The 26368-nt window shown below is 44.8% G+C and carries 19 protein-coding genes; 5 read left to right on the top strand and 14 right to left on the bottom strand.

What is annotated here, in order from left to right:
- The first annotated feature begins 6 nt into the window (after positions 1–6).
- From AC1RJL_RS04400 to AC1RJL_RS04385, 4 genes are all read left to right on the top strand, one after another.
- Positions 7–294, top strand: coding sequence for a gamma-butyrobetaine hydroxylase-like domain-containing protein (locus AC1RJL_RS04400; protein WP_492911523.1), 288 nt, complete (start codon positions 7–9; stop codon positions 292–294).
- A gap of 313 nt (positions 295–607) precedes the next feature.
- Positions 608–796: a hypothetical protein gene (locus AC1RJL_RS04395; RefSeq protein ID WP_492911522.1), complete on the top strand. Its 189-nt coding sequence runs from the start codon at positions 608–610 to the stop codon at positions 794–796.
- A gap of 79 nt (positions 797–875) precedes the next feature.
- Positions 876–1241: a hypothetical protein gene (locus AC1RJL_RS04390; RefSeq protein ID WP_492911521.1), complete on the top strand. Its 366-nt coding sequence runs from the start codon at positions 876–878 to the stop codon at positions 1239–1241.
- A gap of 19 nt (positions 1242–1260) precedes the next feature.
- Complete coding sequence (locus tag AC1RJL_RS04385; RefSeq protein ID WP_492911520.1) at positions 1261–2085, top strand: hypothetical protein; 825 nt, start codon at positions 1261–1263, stop codon at positions 2083–2085.
- A 400-nt stretch (positions 2086–2485) separates the two neighbouring features.
- Here the strand turns inward: AC1RJL_RS04385 and AC1RJL_RS04380 are convergent, their stop codons facing one another.
- From AC1RJL_RS04380 to AC1RJL_RS04345, 8 genes are all read right to left on the bottom strand, one after another.
- Positions 2486–2887, bottom strand: a complete 402-nt coding sequence (locus AC1RJL_RS04380; protein ID WP_492911519.1) for a hypothetical protein — start codon at positions 2885–2887, stop codon at positions 2486–2488.
- Positions 2888–3124: 237 nt separating this feature from the next.
- Positions 3125–4369 carry a family 16 glycosylhydrolase gene (locus AC1RJL_RS04375; RefSeq protein ID WP_492911518.1) on the bottom strand — a complete coding sequence of 415 codons (1245 nt, stop codon included), beginning with the start codon at positions 4367–4369 and terminating at the stop codon, positions 3125–3127.
- Positions 4370–4585: 216 nt separating this feature from the next.
- Positions 4586–6157 (bottom strand): hypothetical protein, encoded by a 1572-nt coding sequence (locus AC1RJL_RS04370; RefSeq protein ID WP_492911517.1) that lies wholly within the window; start codon positions 6155–6157, stop codon positions 4586–4588.
- A gap of 543 nt (positions 6158–6700) precedes the next feature.
- On the bottom strand, positions 6701–7147 hold the full coding sequence (locus tag AC1RJL_RS04365) for an SRPBCC family protein (protein WP_492911516.1): 447 nt from the start codon (positions 7145–7147) through the stop codon (positions 6701–6703).
- A 229-nt stretch (positions 7148–7376) separates the two neighbouring features.
- Positions 7377–9032 carry a Shedu anti-phage system protein SduA domain-containing protein gene (locus tag AC1RJL_RS04360; RefSeq protein ID WP_492911515.1) on the bottom strand — a complete coding sequence of 552 codons (1656 nt, stop codon included), beginning with the start codon at positions 9030–9032 and terminating at the stop codon, positions 7377–7379.
- 122 nt (positions 9033–9154) lie between these two features.
- The gene (locus AC1RJL_RS04355; protein ID WP_492911514.1) at positions 9155–9547 is read right to left on the bottom strand and encodes a VOC family protein; all 393 of its coding nucleotides are present in this window, start codon (positions 9545–9547) and stop codon (positions 9155–9157) included.
- A 133-nt stretch (positions 9548–9680) separates the two neighbouring features.
- A complete protein-coding gene (locus tag AC1RJL_RS04350) occupies positions 9681–11951 on the bottom strand; it encodes a galactose-binding domain-containing protein (RefSeq protein ID WP_492911513.1) in 2271 nt (756 codons plus the stop codon).
- Between the two features lie 335 nt (positions 11952–12286).
- Positions 12287–14047, bottom strand: coding sequence for a cellulase family glycosylhydrolase (locus tag AC1RJL_RS04345; RefSeq protein ID WP_492911512.1), 1761 nt, complete (start codon positions 14045–14047; stop codon positions 12287–12289).
- 519 nt (positions 14048–14566) lie between these two features.
- Here AC1RJL_RS04345 and AC1RJL_RS04340 point away from each other — a divergent pair.
- Entirely contained in the window at positions 14567–15730 is a 1164-nt protein-coding gene (locus AC1RJL_RS04340) for an AraC family transcriptional regulator (RefSeq protein ID WP_492911511.1), read from the top strand.
- A gap of 136 nt (positions 15731–15866) precedes the next feature.
- Here the strand turns inward: AC1RJL_RS04340 and AC1RJL_RS04335 are convergent, their stop codons facing one another.
- From AC1RJL_RS04335 to AC1RJL_RS04310, 6 genes are all read right to left on the bottom strand, one after another.
- Complete coding sequence (locus tag AC1RJL_RS04335; RefSeq protein WP_492911510.1) at positions 15867–16172, bottom strand: isochorismate lyase; 306 nt, start codon at positions 16170–16172, stop codon at positions 15867–15869.
- A 318-nt stretch (positions 16173–16490) separates the two neighbouring features.
- Entirely contained in the window at positions 16491–21353 is a 4863-nt protein-coding gene (locus tag AC1RJL_RS04330; protein ID WP_492911509.1) for a discoidin domain-containing protein, read from the bottom strand.
- Positions 21354–21678: 325 nt separating this feature from the next.
- Positions 21679–22623 carry a hypothetical protein gene (locus AC1RJL_RS04325; protein ID WP_492911508.1) on the bottom strand — a complete coding sequence of 315 codons (945 nt, stop codon included), beginning with the start codon at positions 22621–22623 and terminating at the stop codon, positions 21679–21681.
- Positions 22610–22954 (bottom strand): PadR family transcriptional regulator, encoded by a 345-nt coding sequence (locus AC1RJL_RS04320; protein ID WP_492911507.1) that lies wholly within the window; start codon positions 22952–22954, stop codon positions 22610–22612. The genes AC1RJL_RS04325 and AC1RJL_RS04320 overlap by 14 nt, the downstream gene beginning before the upstream one ends.
- Before the next feature lie 206 nt (positions 22955–23160).
- Positions 23161–25296, bottom strand: a complete 2136-nt coding sequence (locus tag AC1RJL_RS04315; protein WP_492911506.1) for a TonB-dependent receptor — start codon at positions 25294–25296, stop codon at positions 23161–23163.
- Positions 25297–25338: 42 nt separating this feature from the next.
- Complete coding sequence (locus tag AC1RJL_RS04310) at positions 25339–26088, bottom strand: response regulator (protein WP_492911505.1); 750 nt, start codon at positions 26086–26088, stop codon at positions 25339–25341.
- Between the last annotated feature and the right edge of the window lie 280 nt (positions 26089–26368).

The following is a 26368-nucleotide window of genomic DNA, read 5'->3' as shown; positions in this document are numbered from 1 at the left end:
TAGCACATGTACAACACTGCGCCGCTATCGCTGAGCAATTCGCAAGCACTGCAACAGGTTGTGGTGACCTGGCCAAATAATGATGTAAAGATTATTAGTCATCAATACCTTCGCGGTGCATGCCCATGTGCCAAATGCCGTGCAGCGCGTATTCAAGGGCAAATTGTGCTAGTGGATGCCGATGTGAAAGTAATCGCCATGAATTCGATGGGATATGGATTGCAAATGGTATTCAGCGATGGCCATGATCGCGGCATTTATCCCTGGCGTTATTTATATGAATTGCAGCACTGACTATCAGTGCTGTCACAATCCGTTCAACAAAAGCGGGTTAACTTTACCAAAACTCGATTTCTCTTCACGAATATTGATGAATTTATAGCGACCCCAGAGAGATAGAATGCTTCGATTAATTCAAAAAAACCTGTATCCAGGCCTTAATGTTGGCAAAGGAAAATAAACCTATCGACTTATTTTTTTTAAGGTTTTGCGATTTCCTATGGATAAAAAATCACTTTTTTTGAAAGTTAGTCAAAGCTGATAAAAATCGCGTTTCCCGACTGTTGCAGCCTGCAAGTAATTTCTAATTACTTAGATCTATTCATGTATGTCAGATTTAACTCGAATAGATGTTGCCGATGAAATCGCCGAACAAAAGTATCAAGCTTTCATTATAAAAAATAATTATAGATTTGTAGAACTGATGGTGATTGAATTTGGTGATGGATGGCTTAATCAAATCAACAGCGAATTTGCTAACCACTTACAAGTCAACATTGCGGATGTAATTTATTAATTTGACTATCACAGGCACACGTACTTATGACAGCGGCGTAAATATCAGTCGCGGGATAGGTCCGGGTGGACCGCGCATTATGGATCTATCTTCAGTTAGAATTGCCGACGCTCAAAAGAAGGCAAAGGAAAAACAGAAAGCTGACTGTAAAGCCGACGCAGTGAATGCATTGAAATTGTGCAATTCTAGCCATACAACTCTTCATGCCATGAATACTACCTATTGTCTCAGTGCTAAATGGATTGGTGGAGCAGTTGGCGTTGCGAGTGGATGGGCATATTCCGAGGGAGAGGGCGTGGGTGCATTTTTGCTCGCTGGCTCAGCATACGCTATCTATCAATGGGGTGATGACTGCCAAACAGATATGAATAGAGCATATACTGCGGCACTTGCTAGTTGCTCCACTGACCAGATCGCGGCTGACAATGCCTGCGAAGCAATGTAAAAGTTTAACGGAGAAAGCTATGGGGCTGGTATCTAAGAAAGTGATTAAATCAGCGATGGTTGTGGTTGGGATAATGGCCTTTGCGTATGGATATTACCTGAACCAACGGTCAGTGAATAATCAGCAAGATAGCGTGTTTGCTCAGGAAATAGTTAGGCATGATGTGCATGCTAACGGTCAGGGCGACACGCAATCATCTGTTGAATTTCAGACCGCCTCCGCACAATCAACCACCAAAACTATTGATCAGGGTCAGGCAAAAATGGAGCTTTCTGAGTATCAGGAAATGATGCGTTGGAGTAATGAGCGAGGTTACATTTCTGGTGAGGATTACCAGATGTATCAGTCCTATAGCGAACAAGTCTTGAAAGATCTATCAAATTCTGGCGATGTTAAAGCTATGCTTGTGTTAGGCCGACGGTATATCGAGCAGGGAGACAAACTGGATGAATCGAACGCACAGTTTTATAAAGCCGCTGTGCATGGCGCTACCGTAGCTCTTACGCATTTAGCATCGCAAACTCAAATTGATATGATTGCGAGCGGGGAAGACAAGACCCCGGAGGGACGTGAACTGGGGGTTACCGAAATATTGGCGCTCTACAAATTGGAGGCCATGCGAGGTGATGAAGGAGGATCTGTAGCGAACATTGATGCCTATAAAGCTGTGTACAAAGCTCGTTACGGAGAGGAGCTGGTGCTACAGAAAGAGCAGCTCGATAGAATTGATCTACGTGCGAAGGCCATTTACGTGGAGCTACTACAGCAGCGCCACGAATTAGGGTTGGGTGATTTCAATAATTCAACACTCGAAGTGCACAAAAGAAATTACAGTTCAAAATAGTTGCCTCGAACTATTGACACCCCCAGCCCAAGCTGGGGATTTTTATTTAAAATAGTTAACTTTAAACAAAACTCGATTTCTCTTCACGAATATTGATGAATTTATAGCGACCTCAGAGAGATAGAATGCTTCGATTAATTCAAAAAAACCTGTATCCAGGCCTTAATGTTGGCAAAGGAAAATAAACCTATCGACTTATTTTTTTTTAAGGTTTTGCGATTTCCTATGGATAAAAAATCACTTTTGTTGAAAGTTAGCCGATGATACTGCCGGCTATGCTGAAATACGCACAGCCGACATATCCCAATTGATAAAAATTAATTACGTAATGAATATCCTTACTCAACTACCAGATGAAAAGTTTTCTGATAGGTTCCGAAAATCAGCTTTAATATCAAACTCACACCGTCACAGTAATGGCAGAAACCTCAAAAACTTCCATGGCATTGGAATGAATCTCAAATTTATCCACTATATCTGGGGGAACAGGAAAGGTATTACCGCTATCCGATTGAATTGGAGTGTTATAGACCTCATTACCGTTCTTGTAACCAACCACACTGAAGTCAAGCGGCATGCCTAACCAGGTGTTAGCCGTTATGCTAGTGACCGTGAAATATCCACCACCCACTCCAATTATTTGAAAACCCAAGTTTCGAATAACATGAACCGACGCAGAATCAACCACTCCGACCGGCCCCGAATAACTTCCATCGGGCCGGTAGGCTGCCCACTGGAAACCTTGATAATTGGCTGGAATATTGGTGCCAACCGCTATGCTCGAAAAATTAATATCAGTCATACAAGAACTCCTTTTTGAGATTATATAAATGGTAATTATGAATAATTAATTCCCGCATCAGAGTAATCCCTATCCCTATATACAGCAATACTTCAACTGGAACAGCCCTTTATTGTCACCAAAATTAACAGTTATTGATTGATCAAAAAAAGTGGATCATTGCTTAGCACAATGATCCACCCAACTCTAAATGTAATTTTTAGCCAAGTTCGAAATCAAAAAAGCATTGTGTAATGACTATTGATATACACGCACATAATCCACATACATACGTTGCGGGAATACGCTGCTTGCATTTGGGCTGCCTGGCCAATTACCACCAACGGCGACATTGAGTAATAAGAAGAAGGGTTGGTCAAAAACCCAATTGCCATAAGATTGCACTTGTGCACGGGTCACTGAATAGAATTGCACGTTATCGCGGAACCAGCGAATACCATTGCTATCCCACTCCACTGCATATACGTGGTAATTCACATCTACATATTCACCCAGATTATGTGTTCCCGCAAAAGGCGTATTGCCTGAGTAACCTGGCCCATGAAGTGCGCCATGGGTTGTTGTCGGTTCATAACCTACATGCTCCATAATGTCGATCTCACCGGAAGTTGGCCAACCCACTTGTCCAAGATTATTACCAAGCATCCAGAATGCCGGCCAAATTCCCTGGGTTTGTGGCAATTTCAAACGCGCTTCAATACGGCCATATTGAAACGATTTTTTATTGCGACTCACCAAGCGGGTAGATGTATAAGTACAGGTGCCGTACCAGCAACTGTAGTTGGAAGGATTATTCCTGCGCGCTTCAATTACCAATACATTGCCACCAGCAGCAGGGTCATTCTGGATAAATGCATTCTGTCCATTGGTATAATACTGCAATTCATTATTGCCCCAACCGCCACCGCCGGTTTCAAACGTCCAGTTAGCGGTGTTGATGCTATTGAATTCATCTGACCAAACCAACGTACGGCCGGGAGTGCCGTTGGGAATAATTTCAATCCAGTTAAAATTCCAATCTGCCGTTTGCGCAAACACACCGAGACTATATGTACCCGCATTTAAAGTAACAGTGCGTGATACCGTAGTCCAATTTTGCCAACCGCCCGTCGCCGGGATAACAAAATTACCTAATTGGATTGAACCCGCATTTAAATCCACTGAGGCAGTAGCACCATTGGGTGATGCCACACGTAGACGAACGGTGTAACTGCCAGTAGTCGGAATATTCAAACCATTAAAGGCAAGCCACTCACCTTGCGCAATCCAACCTACATTGTATCCACCGCCTGTATCAGTTGTGTATTCGATATCAACGCCATCACCGCGAAAAACCCCACCCGTATTACCGGGTGTTGTATCGTAATACGCGTTGTAATTTTCAGCCTGATATATCACTGCATTGGCTACTGAAGCCATTCCGGCGCAAGCAAGTAACGCCGCTGTCAGTAACTGACGTGTTGTTGATGTTTTATTATTCATAATCGATTCCTTATAGAAGTGTGGAGGATTCAGAATGTGTATGAGTAGTTCACACACTGTTTGGCTAAATGATGTAGCAAAATGCCATTTTTTAATTATTGATGTTGTTAGTATTGCCCCCTCAGTAAAAAACCTGTGCGATAAAAATCGCACAGGTTGTTTTTATTGCTCCTTCAATAAAATTTTCGTAACTCATCCTGCCTGGACATAACCCTCCTAGCGCGGACAATAGAAAGTTACTTCGTAACTTAAATTTGTCGCCGCCGGACAACTGGATAGCCCAACACCATCGTCATAGGCGTAAGCGTAGGTATTGCAATGGGAGTGAACCATATTGCGATATTTGGTGCGATCCGCTGGCCCCGCCATACATTGTTCGGGAGAAATGGGTGGCGTTGGGCAGGTGTACATCTGCGCTTGTGGATCAGCCGGATTGTAAATCGGCGTACTTGACGGCCAATTGCGGTAAGTGAGTTTTGCTGCAGGCGAATAACAACCCGCTTGCGCACCGGTGACCGGATTGGTCGCAATTAAATTCACATTCGCAAGCGCAGGATAGCGGCCATCGGTGCTCAGGTTTTCGTTGGTCGGACAATCCGAAATACGGATAGTTGAACAATCAATCACACCGCCTGGTGGACCACCGGGACCAAATACCGGCGCAGGTTGTGGACCGACCGGGCAATTACCTCTCACGATCACTTTCATCGGTGCGGTGTAACCATCCACAAAACTGTTGTTCCACCAATCGCCACGGCCTAACGGTGTGCCGGGTGCGGAAGGATTTTGTACGCACTGCGCATCATTCACACCGGGGATACAACCAAAAGACGCTTCAAATTTGGAATCGATTGGCGGCGCACATCCGCCCGCCGGACAAGTGAAACCCAAATTAGCGGGACCGCCACTCGCACCTACGCGACAGTTATGACCGTTCGCATCGCAGCCAAAACCTGGCCAGAAGCGCATGCTCGGTAAACCTTTATCGGGAATGTCGTATTCAATTGAACTGCCGAGGCTGGCGAGGCGATGGCGATTAGGACCACTGAAGCTGACCCCCGGAGCCGTTAGCCATTGCACCCACATAGGGTCACCGCAGCCGTTGATAATCTTCAGGCGCTTGTGGGTACCATTAGCGGTGCCCGGAGTACCCGGTGGCACACCGGTCGTTGCGCGCACAACGATCGAACTGGTGGCATCGTTAAAATTATCGTCTACCAGGCAATCATCATTCGCTGATTTGGTAATTGCGGTACCGCCAAAATTATCATGTTGGTAAAGCACAATTTCGTAACCGCTATTCACCTGCACCGATGAAATATCATCGTTGCGCACACCCAGCGCTTGCAATTGCGCGAGCGTATAAGTGCCCACTCCCAAGCCGATTACAGTACCGCCGTAGCTACAATGCTGATAAACCCGCGCTACTCCGCCGGGCTGCGGATTGGTTGTGCCGGTCAAGGTAAATTGCACCCAGGCCGTATCATTTGCACCGCCAGTGTTATTGCCAATCGTATAGAAATAACGAATCACTGAATTAGTCGCAGCCGTGATGGTGTATTCGTGATTGGTGCCACTCGCAGTCATGCGAATATTCTGCTGGTTTGCACCATTGATTGTGTAATGCACATCGGCCCAGGGAGCGGCTGTCACATAAAACTTGACGCTGGTAGCCGATAATACTGTATGGCCCGAAGCAGCCAAAGCCGATTGCACAGAAAAAAGGGATACTAATAAACACCACCACATCAGCATCCTGGAGTTAAGCGTCGGAATTTTTCTTAACATAATTTTCTCCAGATAATAACTCGCCATGGCATGGGTAATTACTCATACCGGGGGAATGGATCAGATGATTAAAGCGAAAAAGTGCCCAGTGCCTTTGTTATTGTTGTGAATTCCGCTGTTGCACGGCACGAGTATAAAAAAATGCGAATAAAACTCAAATAATCAAACGAAGCAAAAAAACCGTTATAAATCAGCAGATACCGAATGCAGCACACCTAGAAAAAAGTCGAACCTATATCTTGCTGTTTCCCACTTTATTTTCATTAATCTGAAACTGTTTTTTCATTTGAATGCTAATTAAGGTTACAAAATGTGTTAACCCATCCGCATCATCTGCAGATTTGGGTAACAGTTTTGTGTCGAAAAAAGGAATAGGTAGATCGATACGTCAATCGACGGGAAATGTGAAACAGTCCTTGTACCATGTTGCGATGGGCTTAAATTGGCACGGAAGAAAATGACTACTTATTCAGCTTTATTGCATAAACAAGGCAAATCATCGCTGCGACTATATGAACTGTATGTTATGAGCCCTGGTAAAACTTAATCCGGAATTTCCGGCTCAACCAACTTTGCCAAATACTCCAACGATTCCTGCCAACCAAGATAACAAGCTTCCGCTGGAATAACTGCAGGTATACCTTCTTGTTTTATTTTGACTTCTACACCGCAAGAAACCGATGTTATCTCTACCGTTGTCCGCATTTCGCCGGACATATCGGGATCGTCAAATTTAGCGGTATAGGATATGAGCTTGTGAGGAACTAATTCACGATAGGTACCACCAAATGAATGGCTGTTCCCGGTAGTGAAATTGGTGAATGACATCTTGTAAGAGCCACCTGCCTTTGCATCCATATGATGAACTCTCGCAGTAAACCCGCAAGGTGGGAGCCATCTTGCAAAAGCATCGGCATCGGTAAAAGCGCGGTACAATTTTTCGGGTGTGGTACGAAGAACGCGATGAAAGTGAACGCTATTAGTTGTCATTATGAATCTCCTATAAATGTAAAATCGTTGGGCAACCATATTATGTTTATTAATAGTCGATTGACCAATGACCTTTTAGACAATCCAAATAAATTTTATATATAACTACAAATTGAACTAGCAAATTGACTAACTCATTAGTGAACATCCAACCGTGATCAGCAAGATGGAAACTATATTGCTATAATAGGATAATTTCGCATTGTAAGGTTTCAATTATGCACAATAGTTAACGTGATGTAATAACTTTTATTAGTCGACTCAGGCGCTCCAACAAATCATCGTAAGTTATAATTTTTACAAGACGATTAGTATTGATAGAACTCAATATCCTTTTTTGCTCATTTGTAAGATCACGGGATCTACCTATGACCACAACTCCTTCTAAAACAAATTCTCTATTTAACCAATCAGGAACCTTTTCATCACCAGATCTTATACCCCTTATCCAATCCTCCACCTGTTGAGAGGCATGCGTAACTTTTTTTCTAAGTCTATTAGCCTTAGTCAATATTTCATCATCATGTTTTTCTAACTCGATTAGCAAAACTCTCTTGTCGAGCTGTTCATAGCAAAGTATCAAATCAGCTCTAAAACGGCCAATACAAACTTCGCTGTAAATTGAAGCTGCATGACTATCAATAATTTGCGGATTTTCATTTAAAAACTTGTGTAATTCCTTCTCTGAAATTGAAGGACGGCTTAACAACCTACAAAACTGGATTAACTTATTTTCCAACACCGCAGCACTGCTAACATTCGGAGCTAAACGTGCTAGTTTTTCCTTAAGTAGATCTTCTTTATTTTTGGTTATCTGGTAATTATCACTATTTTTTGAAACCACAATTGGAGGAATTAATTCATAGCCGCCTTTTTTAAAAACAGTGACATTTTTCTGATCAAAATCACCCACTATAACAGCTGGAATTTGGTTAAGCCCCAAAGCCCTATAGGCGAGATATAAAGGATAATCATCATCCATGATTAAACGACCACTCCCTTCGTATAAAAGAATTTCTTGAAAGGAATAACCAAAATCAGATATCTGACTAATAAAAAATTCTACTTGTTCGTCATGGATTTTTATTGCGTAGTCAATATCGCGAGGTACGACATCAGCAAGGCTAACTTCCACCTTATAACAGGCAACCTTATTTAAAAATGCGTCTGCAATTAGCCGCTCTAAATACTCATTTGACTTAGGTTTTACTATCCTATCATCTCTAATAGAATCCAAGGGTAATTTGGGATATTTATAACGATGAAGTGCAATTAAACACTGCAGTGAAAATATTAAATACTCCTCCAAATGCACCTCTTCCTTTGAAAAATACAGCCAACCACTTTGGGTAAAAATGGATGCCAGCGGTTCTGGTTCAATACTAGATGATCTAATTTCGATTCTAACAATTTTTTTAGTTAAATATTTTTTATTAAATATTGTAATCGAGTAAATTAAACCACCAACCTTGAGAGACTCTCTTTGAACTAGTACTCCGGCAGACTCCCCATTGAAGACTGAAGATACAAAACTAAATTTAGGTAATGGACGATTTTCTGCATCGATGATTGATTTTTTACATTCATCCAAACTTGGTAGTTCACATTCTTCTAAAAGCAAGTCTTCTTTAATTGAGAGAATGGCTTGATACATATCTGCAACAGAATAGTTTTCTTTATATATTTCAAGCATCCAATTTTTTATTTCTTCATAGTCCCCAATTCTTTTTTCTCCCCCCGAAATTTCTAACAAAAGTTCTTTTCTCAACTCCCTTAACATGGGAACTACTCCATTGACTACATCTTGACGAAATGTAAAATCTGTACTACCCAATAGCACCCTCATTACGCCTCCTAAAAAATAAATCAAAACAACTACAATCAATATAATACAAGCGCTCCTTTTCCGGCAAAACAATCCTAAAATATTAATACACCTGCCAACATATATTTGCGAAAAGCTAATGAAGAGCAATAATTTATAGTATGCCTTGTTTATGGATGCATTTATGAATACGTATCCCGTTCAAACTCAATTAAACAAAAACCATGACCGAAAGGATCGGAAAATGTTATGCATTTTGATTCTCGCCATTCGCTGCATTCCGTTTCAATAGTTGCCCCGGCGCTGATGGCGCGCTCGGTGGCTTGCCAGATATCCTCGACAACAATATCAAAATGGATGGGAGTCCAATGCCTTTTATAGTGGCGAGTTTCAGTGGAATATTTAGAACAGGTAGAACCTTCGTCTTTTTTAAGAAGATAGATAGTGGATGATGCACCCGTTAGTTCAGCTACATCATCATCCAGCATACGATTAAGTTTCAGGCCGAATGCATTCGAGTAAAAATCTATAGCGGGACCTAAATCCAGTACGTCGATATTAATTAATAAATTCATCAGCTTCCCCCTTTATATAAATCCGGTCAGTTTCCTTATTGACTCGCAGCATTGGGTTTTAAATCCAGCTAATGTGCTGAACCACATAAAAAAAGGCGGCAAAAGCCGCCTTTAATCGTAATTTAAAGCAACATCAGTAAACCTCAAGATCCCACAATGAATAACCGTAACCAGTTCCGCGCGCAGTGCAGTTAATGCGCAGGTAACGGCCTGAGCCGCTCACGGTAAGGTCGTCAATTGCACCATCGCCGTTAGTCACTGTGTGGATAGTTGTCCAATTGGTGTTATCGCTGGAAGTTTGCACTTGATAATTCTTACCGAAGGCACCTTCCCAATTGAGCTTTACGCGGCTAATGCTTTGCACAGAACCCAGATCGACTTTGATCCATTGTGCATCGCTCCATTGGCTGGCCCAGCGGGTGTTTGAATTGCCATCCACTGCCTGCGCTGCATTCCAGGCGGCACCTTCATCAGATGAAGAAGTCGCGGGTTTATTCAGCGCTTTATTGGTTGTTGTGGCCGGTGGTTGGGTTGTGCCGCCACCGTAGACTTCAAAATCCCACAGTGAATAACCATAACCGGTTCCGCGCTGGGTGCCGTTCATGCGCACATAGCGGCCGGTGCCGGATGCGGTAATATCATCGATATCACCGTCACCGGTTGTAGTGGAATAAATATTGGTCCAATTCACTTTGTCATTCGACACCTGGATTTGATACGACTTACCGTATGCCGCCTCCCATTTCAGCAATACACGGTTAATGGATTTACTGCTGCCAAGATCGACATAAATCCATTGCGCATCGCTCCACTGGCTTGCCCAGCGCGAATTGGTATTACCGTCCACAGCCAAGCTTGCAGCCAGCGCCTCACCTTCTTGCGATGAAGCAACCGCAATTTTATTCAATGCAAGATTGGTATTTGCAGGCGGGCTTACGGGTGGCGTTGTTGGTGGAAGCACAGGCGGCTTGCCGCCTCCCAAGGAATAAACACGCACCCAGTCAATTAATGTTGATGCAGGGAAAACCGCTTCAGGCACAATTCCGCCACCATAAGTAAAGCCCGATTGTCCACCAACACCCGCGCTTAAAATTAAATACATTTGGTGTTCGAACGGATGCCACTCCGGAAAGTGATTTGAATATTCTGAAACATACGTGCGCTTGCCGTTACGAATTTCCGTGCGCGCTGCATCGCCGCCATCAGCAGGAGGAAATGCACCACCGTCATTTAAATAATGGATGTGATACACATTGCCATCGACATAAAATTCAATGCGGTCGTTATGCCAATTCACACCGTATGTGTGCCAACCGTAACTTCCCGCATTTTGATCGCCCGGTGCAGGTGGATAATTACCATAGCCGGGGTTACGCAGATTGCTGCTCCAACGCGTTGAGCTTTGTCCGTCTACAGCATTAGCGGCGGACAAATCCGGCGCTTGCAACGAGGATGCAGTGACAGGGCGATTCAACGCGAGATTGGTTCCTGCGGCATTTTTAATTTCAAATTCAAACAGCGAGTAACTCCATTCTGTCGCGCGCTCGGTGCCGTACATGCGCACATAGCGGCCATTGCCATTTGCGTTGATAACATCAACACCACCATCACCATTGGTGGTGGAATAAACATCAGTCCAATTTACCTGGTCATTTGAGGTTTGGATTTTATAAGTTTTACCATAAGCCCCTTCCCAACTTAATACGACTTGGCTAAACGCTTGCGCACTGCCCAAATCTACTTGAATCCATTCGGGTTCATCCGGACCTTGTTTATCTTTGAAGCTGTAATAACCGCCAAGATGACCGTGGTTCCAATCCTGATAAGTGTTATTTTCCCAGAACCAGGCATAGTGCACAGTGCCAAGATTGTGGAATGGAATCGAGCCGACATATTCCATAATGTCCACCTCCCCTCCCTGCGGCCACATAAGGTGATCCTGGCCGGCGGGAATTTCATTCGGCATCATCCAGAATGCAAAACCCTGCCCTTTGTATTTCACATCACGCGCCCATACCCGCGCTTCAATTTTATGACCGGGGCCAAACGCAACTTTACCTGCAGTATTGATACGGCCACTGGTGTAATCCTTGTCGATATAAAATTCTTTGCGCGTGGTAATGGCAAGCACACCGCCATCGGCTCCGCTCACATTCTGCAGGAAACTGATATTTTCCGGACGTTCGGTCGCACGGTCTAATTGACCAGTGCCCCAATCGCCATTAATACCGGTACCTGTCTCGATATTCCAGGCATTGGTATCCAATTGCGTGCCGTTAAACTCATCGCTCCATATAAGGGTTTGCGCTTGCACAGAAAATGCGAAAAAGGAGATCGCCAACGGCAGTAGCCGGCGCGAATATCTTTTTTTGGTGTGTGATGATTGATGGTTAAATGTGTTCATATTTTTTATTCCTATTATTCTATTGCTGTGGTTTGGTCGATGATTACGCAAGTGTCAAAACAATATTGACACTTCGCGCTGCTACATCAACAACTCACTCCATTGGCTGTTGAATCACATTTATAGTGCGGCTAAAAATACAGATGGCTGTTCGGGTAAATACAAAAATGAGGAAAATTTTCGTTCGTTTAATACATTCAAAGCAAACAGCCAGATAAACAAACCCGCTGCACACTGTGAGTGTTAAGTGCACCGCAAAAAAGCAACAAAAAGGGAGCCAATTGGCTCCCGAAAATAGCATTAATCGATAAACGATTTAGCTGGAGACGTGCAGTTTAATTCTTTAGTTGCAGCGACAATAAATTGTAGCCGCCGGCTTTGGCATAAATGCGAATTTTGTTAGTACCTTGCTGCAATTTTACATTGGCAAGTGAAGTCAATAGCCACTTATCAGACTGGGCAACTGGTGCGTCAACGGCGAGTATTTCGTTATTAACACTCACGCCTATACGCCCTGTCGCCACAGCTGAGTTTGCTTTAGCAGATAATTTATAGACACCTGCCTTATCAACTTCAACGGTGTATTCCGTCCATTCCCCGGTTTCGATGCTGTCGATAAAATGGGATTTTTTCGCTGGATCGAATGCGATATCAACCCCTTCATTGCGATAAGTAGTGCCGCGATTCCACGGCGTGCGTTCGCCGCCAGTAGAGACATGATAATTGGCAAAATCTTTATCGAAGTAAGCATAACCGCTGCGCCCCGTATCGTAATCAACTGCCGCAATAGTGCCGCCGGATTTACCAATCCGATGCTCCTTAAACGGAAGGTTCAAGGTGGAATGCGGCTGGCGGAACATGGCATCAATCACTTCCGGATGCTGGATATTGTTGGCAAAATTAATATCGTGATTGGCTAATTGCATCAGCGCTTTTTTCGCCTCTTTTGCTGATGGTTTTTCGCCTTTGCCATTCCAATAATCCACCAATGCGAGATAACCGGCATTGGGTTTTACTTCCAACGGATTATTAAAACCGAGCTTTTTCAGCGGCCACCACGCCCAACCAATACCTTGCGATTCCACTAACGCAATTGCATCGGTAAACCAGACGTTTGAATTCTCGCCGGACTCGCCCAACCAAATGGGGATATTGTATTTTTGGCGTAACTCCAAATGGGTCTTGATATCGCCGACGGTATTATTGTTCCAATACTTGTGGAAACTCAGTGCCATGTTGTTATCCCATTGGGGCAGCACACCGGCGTAATTATTACCCCAACAATTACCTTCGATAATAATCAGATGTTTGGTATCCACCGAACGAATCGCATTGGTCACATCCACCATCAATTTTTTAAGCGGTTCATTTTTGGTTTCTTTACAACCATTTTTGTCCGCCGCATTTTCAAAGCCCCAGTTAGGTTCATTGATAATGTCATAGGCACCGACGGTAGGTTCATTGACGTAGCGTTGCGCCAGTTTGCGCCACAGCTCGATCATTTTTTGCTGGTTGGCTTCGCTCTGCCAGAGTGACGGCGTATTGGGATTGCGATCAGAAATGGCTAAATCATTTCCCTGCCCACCCGGTGCCGCATGCAGATCCAGGATTACGTACATATTATTGGCTTTTGCCCAGGTGATCAGTTGGTCGGTCATGGCAAAACCTTGCTCCAGCCAAGTGTTCTGGCCTTTTATTGGCTCCTGCTCAACCGGCAAGGTATAAAGGTTGTAATGCATGGGCAGGCGCACAGAATTAAAGCCCCACTTCGCCATCGCATCGATATCGGCTTTGGTCGTATGGTTGGCAAGCCAAGCATCATAAAATTCCTGCGTCGCTTCGGCACCGATCAATTCTTCTATTTTTGCACGCATCACATGTTGTTGACCGAGGTTGCCAAGCTTGAGCATGTAACCTTCTTGCAACATCCAACCGCCCAACCCCATTCCACGCAACAGGACTTGTTCACCTTGTTCGTTCACAATGAATTGGCCATCCGCACGTAAATACCCTTGGGCACTTGCAATTGAAGATCCCAGGAGCAAAATACTGGACAGACCCCAACAGAGAGATGTAGCCAGCTTTTTTATATTCACAGACCTTTTTGTTTTCACGGAACGCATACCTCTTATTAATTTTTTTGATAAAACAATACTAAAGGCCAAAGCAAAGCTGGTTTGGCAAATATTTGCCGAAATACTAGTGGAGGCATCGTAAAAGTGCGTTCGAATAAACAGTGGTTTTGTTCAAGCATTTCCCATATTCACTACCGGGACAAGTGGGAAGCCTGACCAATAAGATAAATCCCTATGCAGTTCAATAACTTAGCGTTTGAAAAACAAGCTGTCACCGGATGTAAAGAATTGTTTCTCGTTTTTAGTTAGTCTGATTTATGTAGGTTAAGGCGGTATTTTCTGTCATAAGCGGGATAGGAGTACTACTATGGAAATAATTAACCAATAGGAAAATTTAGTCATTTTTATTTAGGTACACCACCCGGCTTGGAATATAATTGCCCATAGAGACCTCACTATAATCGACCACTTGTACCATAACCTTTTTGGCACAAACCAAAAATACAACAATAACTCATACAAGATTAATAATTAAAAACCATGAATGAAACTGTATTTAATATCCATGATTTGGTATTGATGATGACGGCACTGCAATGTGCCTGCTTCGCCGTTTTGCTCCTTGTCACCAATCCACCGGACAATAAAAGCAATTACTTCCTCGCTGCTTTTTTGCTCGCCCATGCGTTTATTCCCTTACATGAATTGGTGCTGTGGGGCGCGGATTTTAAGATGATCGCGCTGGATAATTATCCGCGCCTCTTTTTATGGATAGGCTTTGGCTATTATCTGGACGCCGCGCTGCTCTACTTCTATATCAAGTCATTGGTCTATCACGACTTCAGCCTGCATAAACGCGATAGCCTGCATCTGATCCCGCTCGGTTTGTTTGCATTATTTTTAGGCCTGACTTTTTATAGCCATACATTGGAAGAGCGGGTACTACTGATCGACGACGATATTTACGTCTACAGCCCTATGTACCTCATTGTGGATTTTTTATGCAAAGCAACCCGTATAGGTTATTGCGTTGCGTCTTTATTGTTAATTGCAAAGTATCGTAACCAATTAAAAACCACTCACTCCAATATTGAGCGAATTGATATCCGCTGGTTGATTTCACTGGTCATCGGCTTCCTGATCATCACCGTTACCGAGGCTGCCCTCGCCTGCGCAAAACTGTTGCACCTGTTTATCGGCTTCCATCCCCACTGGTTTGAAGTGATTGGGTTAACCGGCTACTACGTAGTCTTTATCCTGGTACTCGCGCTGGTATTTACCAGCATCCGTTACTTCTCCGGTTTCGTTGCAGTCAAACAAAGGGATCACCATAAAAAACCATCCGAAGAAAAATTACTCAATGCTGGCTTTGCTGAAAAAATAGACATTGCCATGCGCGAACACAAACCCTATCTACAAGCCGACATTACCCTGGATATGCTGGCAGAAATACTGGAGATTCCATCGCGCGATTTATCGCTGGTATTCAACCGCCATTTCGATAGTAACTTCTACGAATTTATTAATCGTTATCGTATTGAAGAAGCAAAGAAGATGCTTGCCGACCCTAAACAAAAATCCAAAACCATCACCCATATTTATCTGGATGTCGGCTTTAACAGCAAGTCGGTATTCAATACCTTCTTCAAGAAACACGTAGGGCAGACGCCATCGGAATATCGGCATGAGCATTTGCCGCATTGAGCGGCGAATGGTTGAATTGAATCAATCCCGCATTTCGTTAGATCCCATACGTGTTACTTATGAAATGACTACCACTCGTTCCCAAGCTCCGCTTGGGAACGCAGAAGCTATGGGGAATTTTTATAACCTACATCTTTCATTCTTTCCAACGCTCCATTTCCTCCTGAATAAAATAATTCACCAAATCTGAATACAATTTCTCAATCACATCCGGATTCAAATCCTGTTCCTGCGCCCATTCACGACGTTGCAATAACATGGCGTTGAAACGTTCAGGTGCACGCACGGCAGTTTCGGAAGTTTTGAATTTGGCTGCAGCTTGTACATATTGATAGCGCTTTCCGATCAGTTGAATGATCGCTCTATCCAGCAGATCAATTTCTTCGCGGATATCAGTCATGCCGGCACATTGCGTAGGGGGTAATTTATTGGTTATTTGCATTGGTTTGCCCTCCATAATTTCTATCAATACTTGCTTCACATTTAATTTGCAAACAACGTAACCATCTTATTCTCACCAAAACCCAGCGATAATTTCTTCATCATCGTACCACCATCACCCTGTCTTTTTCCAAATGACGAAAGCCAGTACATAATAATCGCCCGCAAGTAAGTCCTTCTATATGAAGGTATTCCCTGCATCGCAAACCGTTTTTCTAAGCAGTTTATGATATTGGGCTGGACATGAAGCTTCACAAACAAAAAACCGCGCGCAATTGCTTGCGCGCGGCTGAAGTTTCTCCAGAGCTATTTTTGTGTATTAGTAAACTTCAAAATCCCACAGTGAAATACCGTAACCAGTAGCGCGAGTTACGCTGAGGATACGCACGTAACGGCCGCTAGCTGAAAGCAGATGGTCATCAAATCCACCATCGCTATTAGTTTCAGCTTTTACAGTAGCCCAGGTAGTTGCATCATTAGAGACCTGAATGTTGTAGGCTTTTGCATAAGCGCCTTCCCATTTCAGGGTTACGCCGTTAATACTCGTTACACTGCCCAAATCAACGTAGATCCATTGCCCATCACTGAACTGGCTGCTCCAGCGAGTGTTGGTATTGCCATCAACTGCAAAGCTTGCTGCAGTGCCGGCACCTTCGCTGGTAGAGGCAGTAGCAGGTTTATTTAATGCCTTGTTGCCCGCAATTGCCGGTGTACCGTAAACGGCAAATTCATAGAGCGAATAACCGTAGCCAGTACCACGCTCTACCCCGAACATCCGCACATAACGACCGGTGCCAACAACATTCAATGTTTCAACGCCACCGTTGCCGTTAGTAGTGCCGTAAATTTTGGTCCAGGTAACAGCATCGTTAGAAGTTTGAATTTCATAACCTTTGCCGTAAGCACCTTCCCAGTTCAGCACAACTTTATTGATCGCGTAATTCGCACCGAGGTCAACATAAATCCACTCAGCATTATTCCACGCACTGCCCCAACGGGTGTTGGCATTGCCATCAAATGCTTGCGCGACAGGCAAACCATCTTGTGTGGTGGATGCCACAGCAGGACGGTTCAACGCCAGGTTTGCCGATGAGCTGGCAACTGAACTCGTAATTGAACTTGCCACAGAACTCTTCGATGAGTTTGCTACTGAACTCGCAACCGAGCTTGGCGCAACACTACTTGCAGAACTCTTTGATGACGAAACCACAGCAACACTTGAACTGGATACAACAGCAATATTATTCACCTGGAAATCAAACAGTGAATAACCGTAGCCAGTACCACGCGCAGTGCCGTACAAACGCACATAGCGACCGTTACCCGTTACAGCAAGTGTTTCTTTACCGCCGATGCCAGTAGTAGTTTCATAAATGGTATTCCAGCTTGTGCCATTGGTAGAGGTTTGGATTGCATAGCTTTTACCGTAGGCTGCTTCCCATTGCAGAACAACCTGGTTGAAACTGTAGACTGCTCCCAGGTCCACCATAATCCAGGTTGGATCAACTGCTGTACTTGCCCAACGGGTTGTTGCGCTCGCATCGAATGCATTGCTTGCAGCCCACGCTGCACCTTCAGTTGTTGATGCAACAGCCGGGCGATTCAACGCAAGGTTGCCCACCGGGGTTACAACCACACTGCTGGAACTTGAAACCGACGCAGATGATTTAGAAGAAGGAACAACTGACGATGTTGTTGCAACACTGCTTGAACTTTGCACCGAAGACGACGAAGGCACAATACTGCTTGAGCTTCTCACTGACGATGAAGAAGGTGCAATGCTACTTGAGCTTGTTGAAGACGAGCTGCCTACGCTTGAACTGCCAGTACCAGCAACAGTGAATTTAATCCAGTTTACATTGGTGCTTTGATTGAATACCAAACGCAGTTTGTGTGCACCCGCTGGTAAGGTTAATTTAGCAGCCGCATTTGACCAGACTTGTAAATTACCGGTAGCAGGAACATTAATCACCGCAGTTTGTACACCATCAACCAGCACATTAATTGTGCCCGCTGTTTCGCTCGCCAAACGTACCAACAAATCGTAAGTATTCGCCGCACCTGTCACATTGTATTCCACCCAAGCACCGGCACCTACATCACTCAGGTTGAGGAAACCGGAAGTATCTTTAGTTTCTTCAACACGTAAGCCATTACGCGCTGCGTAATTTTCTGCTTGAACCACTTTAGGTAAGGTGTGTTTGCTGGCATCACCGTGCAATGGCATGTTTACATAAATGCTGCCAAGCTCGGTCAACACTCCGGATTGACGATAATCAAACAAGCCATTAAATGGATGGCCGTTACGACGACCGGTAAACCAGGCGTAGCGCTGCATATCCGGATTGTTTTCAAATGAATCGACCACTTGAATCAGCATGCGCTTTTGATCATCCAGCGTTTTCACAGTTTCCCACGCGGAGAATTCAGTCATCCAGATTGGCTTGCCGTATTTCTTGAATTCATTCACGTACCACTCAATACCATTTACATCCGGCATATAAGCGTGAATAGAAAGCGCATCCACTTTACAAGTTGGGCAGAGCTTAAAGAAATCGTCAAAATAATCGAATGGGCTGTAATAAGTGGTACCGTTTTCAGTAACACAATTACCGCAATAGTTCATCGCCACGCTGACAATTTTCAAACCGAATTCATTGGCAATCGCTTCAAGACGTGGCCACTGCGCAACAGCCTGTGACGGTGTCATGTTTGCTTGATCAATAAAGTTAGGTTCGTTAAACGCGAGGATATATTTTACATCCGGATGCGATGCAATATACGCACGCAATTCCGCATCATTGAAATTGCCGTTCCATGCCATAGGCACAAATTCTACGCCGTATTGCTGGTACACATTTTGAATCGACAAATCCGGTTTGATACTCCAGTTGTACCACCAGCTGATGCCTTTTGACATCACCGCCATATCTTCAAGCGAGTGCGTACCGTAGCCCAGACCGCGCTTTTGGCTTTTTGCATTGTTGAAATCTCTGTCGACAAATACAAAAGCTCTCGCAACCGAATTAAGCTCACCATCACTCACAGTCAATGACACGTGATAAGAACCTTCGTTAACGTAAGTGTGATTTACAGTAACGCCGGTGCCGGTAGTGCCATCACCAAAGTCCCAGGTGTAAGTCAAAGTATCGCCGTTTACATCAACTGACTTGGAGCCATCAAATGTAATAATTGCTGGAGCAATGCCACCGGGGATTGAGGTTTTAATTGCAGCTGAAGGTGCACGATTAACGACAGCACCATCGGTACCGGGATTCTTTGCTGCCTGGCCGCCGGAGAGATAAACATCATCAATACTGATACCAGCAGTTTCACCGGTGCCGAGCACTTGCAACAGCTGACGCACATCAAACAAATCCAGGTCTTTTGCAATTTCGCTCATCGGGATAACAATGTCATGCCATTGTCCATCGCGCACAAAACCGTAAGGATCATTGCCGGCTTTGAAGTTAATCCACTTCTGGCCGATGTTATTGAGTGGCCCGCTTTTGAAACCGATTTGGAAATCGCCAGTGTGGGAAGTCTTCATTGAAAAATGCAATTTTGCATCGGCATTATCAAACGCGGTGAGGTTAAAACCATCGCGCGCGGTTAAACCCATACCGTACCAACCCTTGCCGGTTGATTTTAAATGTAATGCAGAATTACCTTCTTTATTGGTGCCATTTTCCAGCGTGAGCGTTTCATCCCACAGGAACAAATCACCGCTCACACCAAAGGCAAATTCACCGGCATTTTTATGCGCGGGGGTTTCGGTATAAATACCGAAGTTGCCAAATTCCGGCGCTTGCAATGCGATGCTTTCGGTTAAGTAAATATTATCGAAGGCAATTTCCATCGGTGCAGCCGGGCCAGGGCCAAACACGCTGAACAGGGTTTTTATGGTCTCAAAATCGAGGTTGCCGAACTTGCTGAGCGGAATCGCTACGTGATGCCATTCGCCATCGCGGGTGAGGCCGTATTGATCTCCACCTTCATTAAAATCGACTTTACCATCACCACCGGATGTACTGGCGAGACCAATACTGAAACTGCTGTTGGAGTTGGTTTTGATGTCCAAATGCAGATAACCGTGTTTGTAATTGCGCAGATTTTGGTCCTTGTGCACCAAGCCCATACCCCACCAATCGCCAGCAGCAATCGAATAGGCCAAAGCGCCGCTACCTTCAGACGGTGTAGTGGCAATGGTGGTCATGTTGTTCCACACATACAAACTGGTGCGGTCGCCCCAGTTCAACTCGTTCAATACCGGCGTGGTCTCGGTGCTGATACCAAAATTGCCGCTCGGCAAATTGTCATTGGCGATGTGCAGCTCAGTATTTTCATTGGCGTAAAGACGCACGTAGTCCACATACATTTTTCCGGGGAAAGGTGCTGTGATTTGCGCAGGATCGGTGATCTCCACAAAATTCCAGCCACCTACCGCCAAATTCAAAATGATTGACGCGGGGTTATCGCGGAATTCCGACATGTTCGGGTCGGTGATGTCCATGTTGAAGTAAGGATTACCATCCACGCTGATAGTCACATTGGTCGGTGTCCAATCCAGTTTGTAGGTGTGGTAATCCTCGTACAGATTTACCGGCAGCGTAGTGGATTCTGCATGGTCAGCTTGCAGCCAATCGCTCCAGGTTCCGGTTTCATGCCACCAGTGCAATGCCGCTGAGACGGATTTGTTAACAGTGCCATTGGTTTGCGCAGATTTATAACCCGCCTCAAGGATGTCCCATTCACCGGATTTCGGCCAGCCATCCAAACCGAAGTTAGTACCCAGCATCCAGAATGCGGGCCACAGACCGTTATCCATGCGCGGCAATTTTATGCGCGCTTCAAGGGTGCCGTATTTGAATGACATACGGCCATTGGTGTGCAGGCGCGCCGAAGTAAATTGGTTGCCTTCGTAGGCTTCACGTCTTGCTTCGATGACAAGCTTGCCATCTTCAATATAAGAGTTGTTGCTGGAGGCGGTGTAGTACTGCAATTCGCCATTGCCGTTACCGTCACCGCCGACTTTATAGGACCAAATGGTATTGTCGATTCGCGTCCCGTTGAATTCGTCCGACCAGATAGGTGTAGTTTGCGCAAAAGCGGGGGCAGTCATGGTGAGACCAACACCCAGCGCCAAAGCGCCTTGGGTAATGTACCGCAAGGGAGTTTTCATGGTATTACCTGCATCGTTATGGTTATTGGTTTACTGTTCTGTAGTTATTGCTGACTGTTAACTAACTAATTAGTGTTATTAGTTGCTGTAGTCGTTCTCTGTCTTATTCCCGCTAGCGCGGTGGCCGATTAAGACAGGTACAGTGTCCACAGAAATAACCCAACGAGCGTTCGGTTGATAACGAGAGGGGAAAATATTTTGGTTTGCCTGGTTTGCAGCATTCGAACGCTGCAAACCAGCTCACATCAGGGCTTCCATTTATGCCAGGAATCGTCCCACTTTATATTTTGTTATGCCAATCACCCGCAATTCAGGACGATGATCATTATCTGGATATCTGCCAGGCGCGATATATGCTCCATCCAGCCATAAAGATCAGCCAGATCCCAACCCAGAATAATCCTATCCCGATCACTTCATTACCAATTTTCAGCGCTTCCATATGCTCCTGCGCGACAGAAGTATCAACCACCAGCGGCTCAATACGGCTGATCAGCAGCAAAGGTAGAGCGATGGCAAAATTGATCACCGCCTCAAGTACTAATGTAACCGCTGTCCAGTAGCGATAAATCAGTTTCCACAGGTCGAATAGTAGCGATACGATCACTATCGCCGACAATATCGGAATCCATTGCTGCACCGGCTCGGCAAAAGCGATGCTTAAGTTCGCCAGTTGCCCCGATGGAATCCACAAAGCGTAATTCAGTAGCAGCAGGAAAAACAAATCTGCAGCGAAATCAATGCTCTGTTCACAAGCGCTAATTCGCTGCCAACCGCGGGTCACCGGTGGTAATTTTTCCGGCGCCCAGCATTTGTAGGGATCGAAATAAGGTTTGCCACCCACCGGGTTACTCAGCAAATAAAACACTCCGGTCACTGAGGCAAACATAATCAGCGCCTTTCCTATGATCTCGTAGAAAAAGTTGCCTATCGCCAAATCCCCGCTATTCAGCAGATGAACGCCGAATTGAATCAGCGCGAGAATAAAAACCAGGATCAAGCCGTAGTGCAACGCTCGTCTGTAGACAGGAAACAACTCTGCGCTCACCAACTGCTGTCCCGTTAAAAAACTGCCCGCCACCTTTTGCGGATGACCGAGCACTTTTAATACCTCAGCCACTTCTGCTTCGCTGGGTTCACGCCCTTGCTCTTCCGCAATAGCTTCCAGTTTATCGAGGATATTAGCGCGCAACTCACGGGTAATTTCGTCGCGGCGACTTTCAGGTAAAGCTTGTCCAACCGCATAAACATAACGATCAATCAGCTCCATTTCCGGCCTCCAATATCTTGCTCACATGATTATTTAATTGCAGCCACTCAGCGCTCAGGCTTTCCAACAAGCCGGCACCCTCCGGGGATAATTGGTAATAGCGACGCTCACGTCCTTCCCCTTGCTGCCATTCACTGGTTAATAATCCCTGGTCTGCCAGACGGCGCACCAAGGGATAAAGCGTCCCCTCATCTATATCCAAACCTGCATCTTGCAATTGCTTGCGCAGGGAATATCCGTAGTGCGGTGCCCGCAAAGATCCCAAGACCGCCAGCACCAAAATCCCCCGTCGCAACTCTTGCCTGAGCTTTTCAAACTGTTCTTCTGCCATACTGTGCCTCATATACTATGCAATACACAGTAAATACTATGCGCCGCACAGCAAATATTTGCAAGAGCCTTTTTGAATATTTTTAGTTGACCGGATTAGTGCTTTTAAAGTCAGCAATGTAAATAAAAAAGAACCGGATTAGCTGGCTAATCCGGGTTGCTAAGAGCGTTGATAGATAGGGATATGTTAAAAGATGACACCAAAACTCAATTGAAGCGGTATTTCAGTTCCAGTCCGTAAGTACGGGGTGGATTGTATAAGCCCCTTCGTACGCCCAGAAATGAGACAGAACACTGCCGTAAATTAGTTTCATTGGTAAGGTTTTTAACCCAGAGCGAGATATCCCATTGCGCATCCAGGTTTATCCCCAAACGTGCATTGGCCACGTAATGCGATGAGATGGTATTACTTGTTGAGTTATTGGGGTTGGAGAAGTAGTCACCGGTATAGCCATAGTCAATATGCCCGTATAAATCCCATTGAGCGAATACTGGCTTGCTGTAATCAAGCGCCACAAAGTAAGCTTTTTTAGGTGCATAAGGCAGATAATTATCGTCATAATCGACTCCCAAACCCCCGCCATCCTTAAACTCATCGAATCGCGCCTGGGTAAAAGCAGTATTAAAACTCATACTCAGGTTTTCGCTCAGCATTGCCTTCATATCCATTTCCACCCCTTGGCTAGTCACCTTACCTGCATTGGTGAGTGACAAAACCGTGCCGGACGATTGGGTCGGAACAAACTGAAATACCTGGAAGTCATCAAATTTTGTTACGAATCCAGAAATATTGAACGTGAGCCGTTTATCAAAGAAGGCAGATTTTGCCCCCAGTTCATAATTCATCGCATATTCGGGGTTGAATTGGAAATGCTCCAGTGTGGTAATGAAATCTGCATTCCACCCCCCGCTCTTGTAACCACGGGCGACGCTGGTATAAAGCAAGCTGTCCGGAGTCAGGTGGAAGTTAATTCCGAATTTAGGCAGCGGCTCGTTGAAGCCTTTCTTGTCGCGAAGGTGATCGACATCAACAAACAAACCTATGGTATCAATGCTGGAGAAGTCGATTTCTTTTGCTTCATGAACAAAACGAATTCCGCCAGTCACACTCCAGCGCGAATCGAAGTAATAGTTTCCGTGCATGTACAGTGAAACGGATCGCACCTCGGCTGAAGCAGGAGTTTGGATCGAAGCGTTGGGCGCTGGGCGAAACATGGCTCCAGTAATCGCACTTCTTTGCGTTGAAATATCCTGGTCTAATAAATAAAGGCCAATAACATAATCACTGTTCTCTCCTTTGGGAGAGGTAAGCCTGAACTCCTGGCTAAGTTGATCATTTTTCTCATCGAATAAACTGGTTGCTACATCCAGCGGTGAATAATCCTCTTCGCTTAGCTCGCTATGCTCACTTGCGCGAATACCAGTGATGGATGTCCAACGGAAGTTATCAGCAGTCTCGTAAGAGGCCTCAATCGTGGCACCTTTGAGTTTGCGACGCTCATACTCATCTGCATTGTGAGCAACCTCGTAAGGCACGCCATTGGAAAGCGCTTCTGCATTAGTCGATTTTGCGTCATCACTTAAATAGTCAAATCCCACATCCAGCATTAAATTTTCTATGCCGACATAGCGCAACTTCAGTTTTGCCACATCCCTATCGACACCCTTGAGATCACGATGAAGGGTAATGTTATTAATATAACCATCTTGACGGGCCGACCCGATCAACAAACTTGCAAAAAAATCAGGACTGATCGGTAAATTAATTTTTCCGGTGAGCGAATGTAAATCGTAATTACCGGTATTGGCCAATAGCTCTGCCTTGAGCTGATCTTCCGGCTTTTGCGTAATAATATTGATTGCTCCAGCTACCGCATTAGTACCAGAAAGGGTGCCCTGCGGTCCACGCAATATTTCAACATGGGCAACATCCAGCAAGCTTTGGTCAAAACTGGAGGATCGTCCTGTCAATACACCATCAACATAAACAGCCACCCGCGCATTGGTACCAATATTACGCGAATAATCACCGATTCCCCGGATAGCAATTTCGCCGCGCGAGCTTCTATCACCAGCACCAAAATTGATATTCGGAATCGCGGCTTCCATTTCTGTTAACGAACTGGCGCCTACCTGGTCGATAAATTTTTTATCGTAAGCTCCCATCGCCATTGGAATTGACTGGGCATTTTCTTCGCGCATTTGCGCCGTGACAACAACCTCTTCAATGACAAGGCTCTTTGCATTTTGCGCCCATACCGGTGAACCATAAATGGCGATAAAAACAAAACCAATGACGCAGAAAATTCCGGGAGGCGTATTTTTTCTAATTATTATGCCCATGAATAATTGACTCTGGTTATAAAGGTTATTATTAGATTGATATCACGCATGGCGAGAATGGGATCGCAATAAATTTTGTAAGCCCTGCAAGCTTAGTGGTTTTTCAAGAAAATCAGTAAACCCTCTGGCAAGCAACCCGGATCGGTTTGCACCTATCGGCAAACTTGTCAAACCGACAATAATCGTCTCACTGTTGATACGGGTCCGTAGCTCTGCCGTTGCCTGCTCGCCGTTCATTTTCGGCATGTGCAAATCCATAAGGATAAGATCATAGTGTTTCTGCTCGCACATGCTGAGCGCTTCCAATCCATTTTTGGCAAAGTCTATGGCGTAGTGTGGCGCTAACAAGCTCTCACCTATATCGCGATGAATAGCTTCATCGTCAACTAATAAGATTGTCTTGATTACCGAGATTCTGGCCGATGCATTTGTCTGCGCCCCGGAGCGGGAGTCGGGGACAATTCCCGCCAAATCCTCTACCGAGGTACTGACAAAACTATTAGTTTGATGATGCATGGATGCAGACAACAAATTAATTTTCTTTTGCACAATCGCCAAATTGGAAACCATTATTTCGGGTGAGTGTACTAATGCATCAATTAACTTTGCGTCTTCCGGCACCAGGTGACGCAACTCTGGCGAAGCTGCCGCTCCCCTAATCAAATCAGGTAAATGTTTAGCCAAAAGTTCAGCTTTCATTTTTGCAATTACCAGTGGGGTTGCGATGTCATGGAAGAGCGTAGCAGCACTATCTGTATCTGCATCATTTCGTTCACTTGGCCTATCTGTCATTACCCATTAACTCCGCTTTCTCAACACTCACCTACCAGGAAGGTTGCTAACAATGTGAATTTTGCAATCGTTTTTGTAATTAAAGGGTGCATCTTCTTCTGGCTCAATAAGTAAATCACAAATAGCCAACTAAGTCGCACCATTCAACCACTTACTTATGAACTTTTAAAGTGTTGTTTTAGATCGCATATTTTTTGAGCATAATGGACTTTGGCGCCAGCTTGAGAGCCTATTTTGGTGCCGTGAAAACCCATTGGCGCATAAAACATCCTGGCGCATT

Source organism: Cellvibrio sp. GW822-FHT04B05, assembly GCF_058800985.1.
Note: the sequence above shows the minus strand (reverse complement) of the source record. Positions and strands in the feature narration are given on the sequence as shown.

Bases quoted from the DNA above. Each gene is read 5' to 3' on its own strand.
- AC1RJL_RS04370 (WP_492911517.1), bottom strand. From the start codon at position 6,157: ATGTTAAGAAAAATTCCGACGCTTAACTCCAGGATGCTGATGTGGTGG.
- AC1RJL_RS04390 (WP_492911521.1), top strand. From the start codon at position 876: ATGGATCTATCTTCAGTTAGAATTGCCGACGCTCAAAAGAAGGCAAAG.
- AC1RJL_RS04365 (WP_492911516.1), bottom strand. From the start codon at position 7,147: ATGACAACTAATAGCGTTCACTTTCATCGCGTTCTTCGTACCACACCC.
- AC1RJL_RS04340 (WP_492911511.1), top strand. From the start codon at position 14,567: ATGAATGAAACTGTATTTAATATCCATGATTTGGTATTGATGATGACG.
- AC1RJL_RS04385 (WP_492911520.1), top strand. From the start codon at position 1,261: ATGGGGCTGGTATCTAAGAAAGTGATTAAATCAGCGATGGTTGTGGTT.
- AC1RJL_RS04350 (WP_492911513.1), bottom strand. From the start codon at position 11,951: ATGAACACATTTAACCATCAATCATCACACACCAAAAAAAGATATTCG.
- AC1RJL_RS04330 (WP_492911509.1), bottom strand. From the start codon at position 21,353: ATGAAAACTCCCTTGCGGTACATTACCCAAGGCGCTTTGGCGCTGGGT.
- AC1RJL_RS04375 (WP_492911518.1), bottom strand. From the start codon at position 4,369: ATGAATAATAAAACATCAACAACACGTCAGTTACTGACAGCGGCGTTA.
- AC1RJL_RS04355 (WP_492911514.1), bottom strand. From the start codon at position 9,547: ATGAATTTATTAATTAATATCGACGTACTGGATTTAGGTCCCGCTATA.
- AC1RJL_RS04325 (WP_492911508.1), bottom strand. From the start codon at position 22,623: ATGGAGCTGATTGATCGTTATGTTTATGCGGTTGGACAAGCTTTACCT.
- AC1RJL_RS04320 (WP_492911507.1), bottom strand. From the start codon at position 22,954: ATGGCAGAAGAACAGTTTGAAAAGCTCAGGCAAGAGTTGCGACGGGGG.
- AC1RJL_RS04400 (WP_492911523.1), top strand. From the start codon at position 7: ATGTACAACACTGCGCCGCTATCGCTGAGCAATTCGCAAGCACTGCAA.
- AC1RJL_RS04335 (WP_492911510.1), bottom strand. From the start codon at position 16,172: ATGCAAATAACCAATAAATTACCCCCTACGCAATGTGCCGGCATGACT.
- AC1RJL_RS04380 (WP_492911519.1), bottom strand. From the start codon at position 2,887: ATGACTGATATTAATTTTTCGAGCATAGCGGTTGGCACCAATATTCCA.
- AC1RJL_RS04315 (WP_492911506.1), bottom strand. From the start codon at position 25,296: ATGGGCATAATAATTAGAAAAAATACGCCTCCCGGAATTTTCTGCGTC.
- AC1RJL_RS04395 (WP_492911522.1), top strand. From the start codon at position 608: ATGTCAGATTTAACTCGAATAGATGTTGCCGATGAAATCGCCGAACAA.
- AC1RJL_RS04310 (WP_492911505.1), bottom strand. From the start codon at position 26,088: ATGACAGATAGGCCAAGTGAACGAAATGATGCAGATACAGATAGTGCT.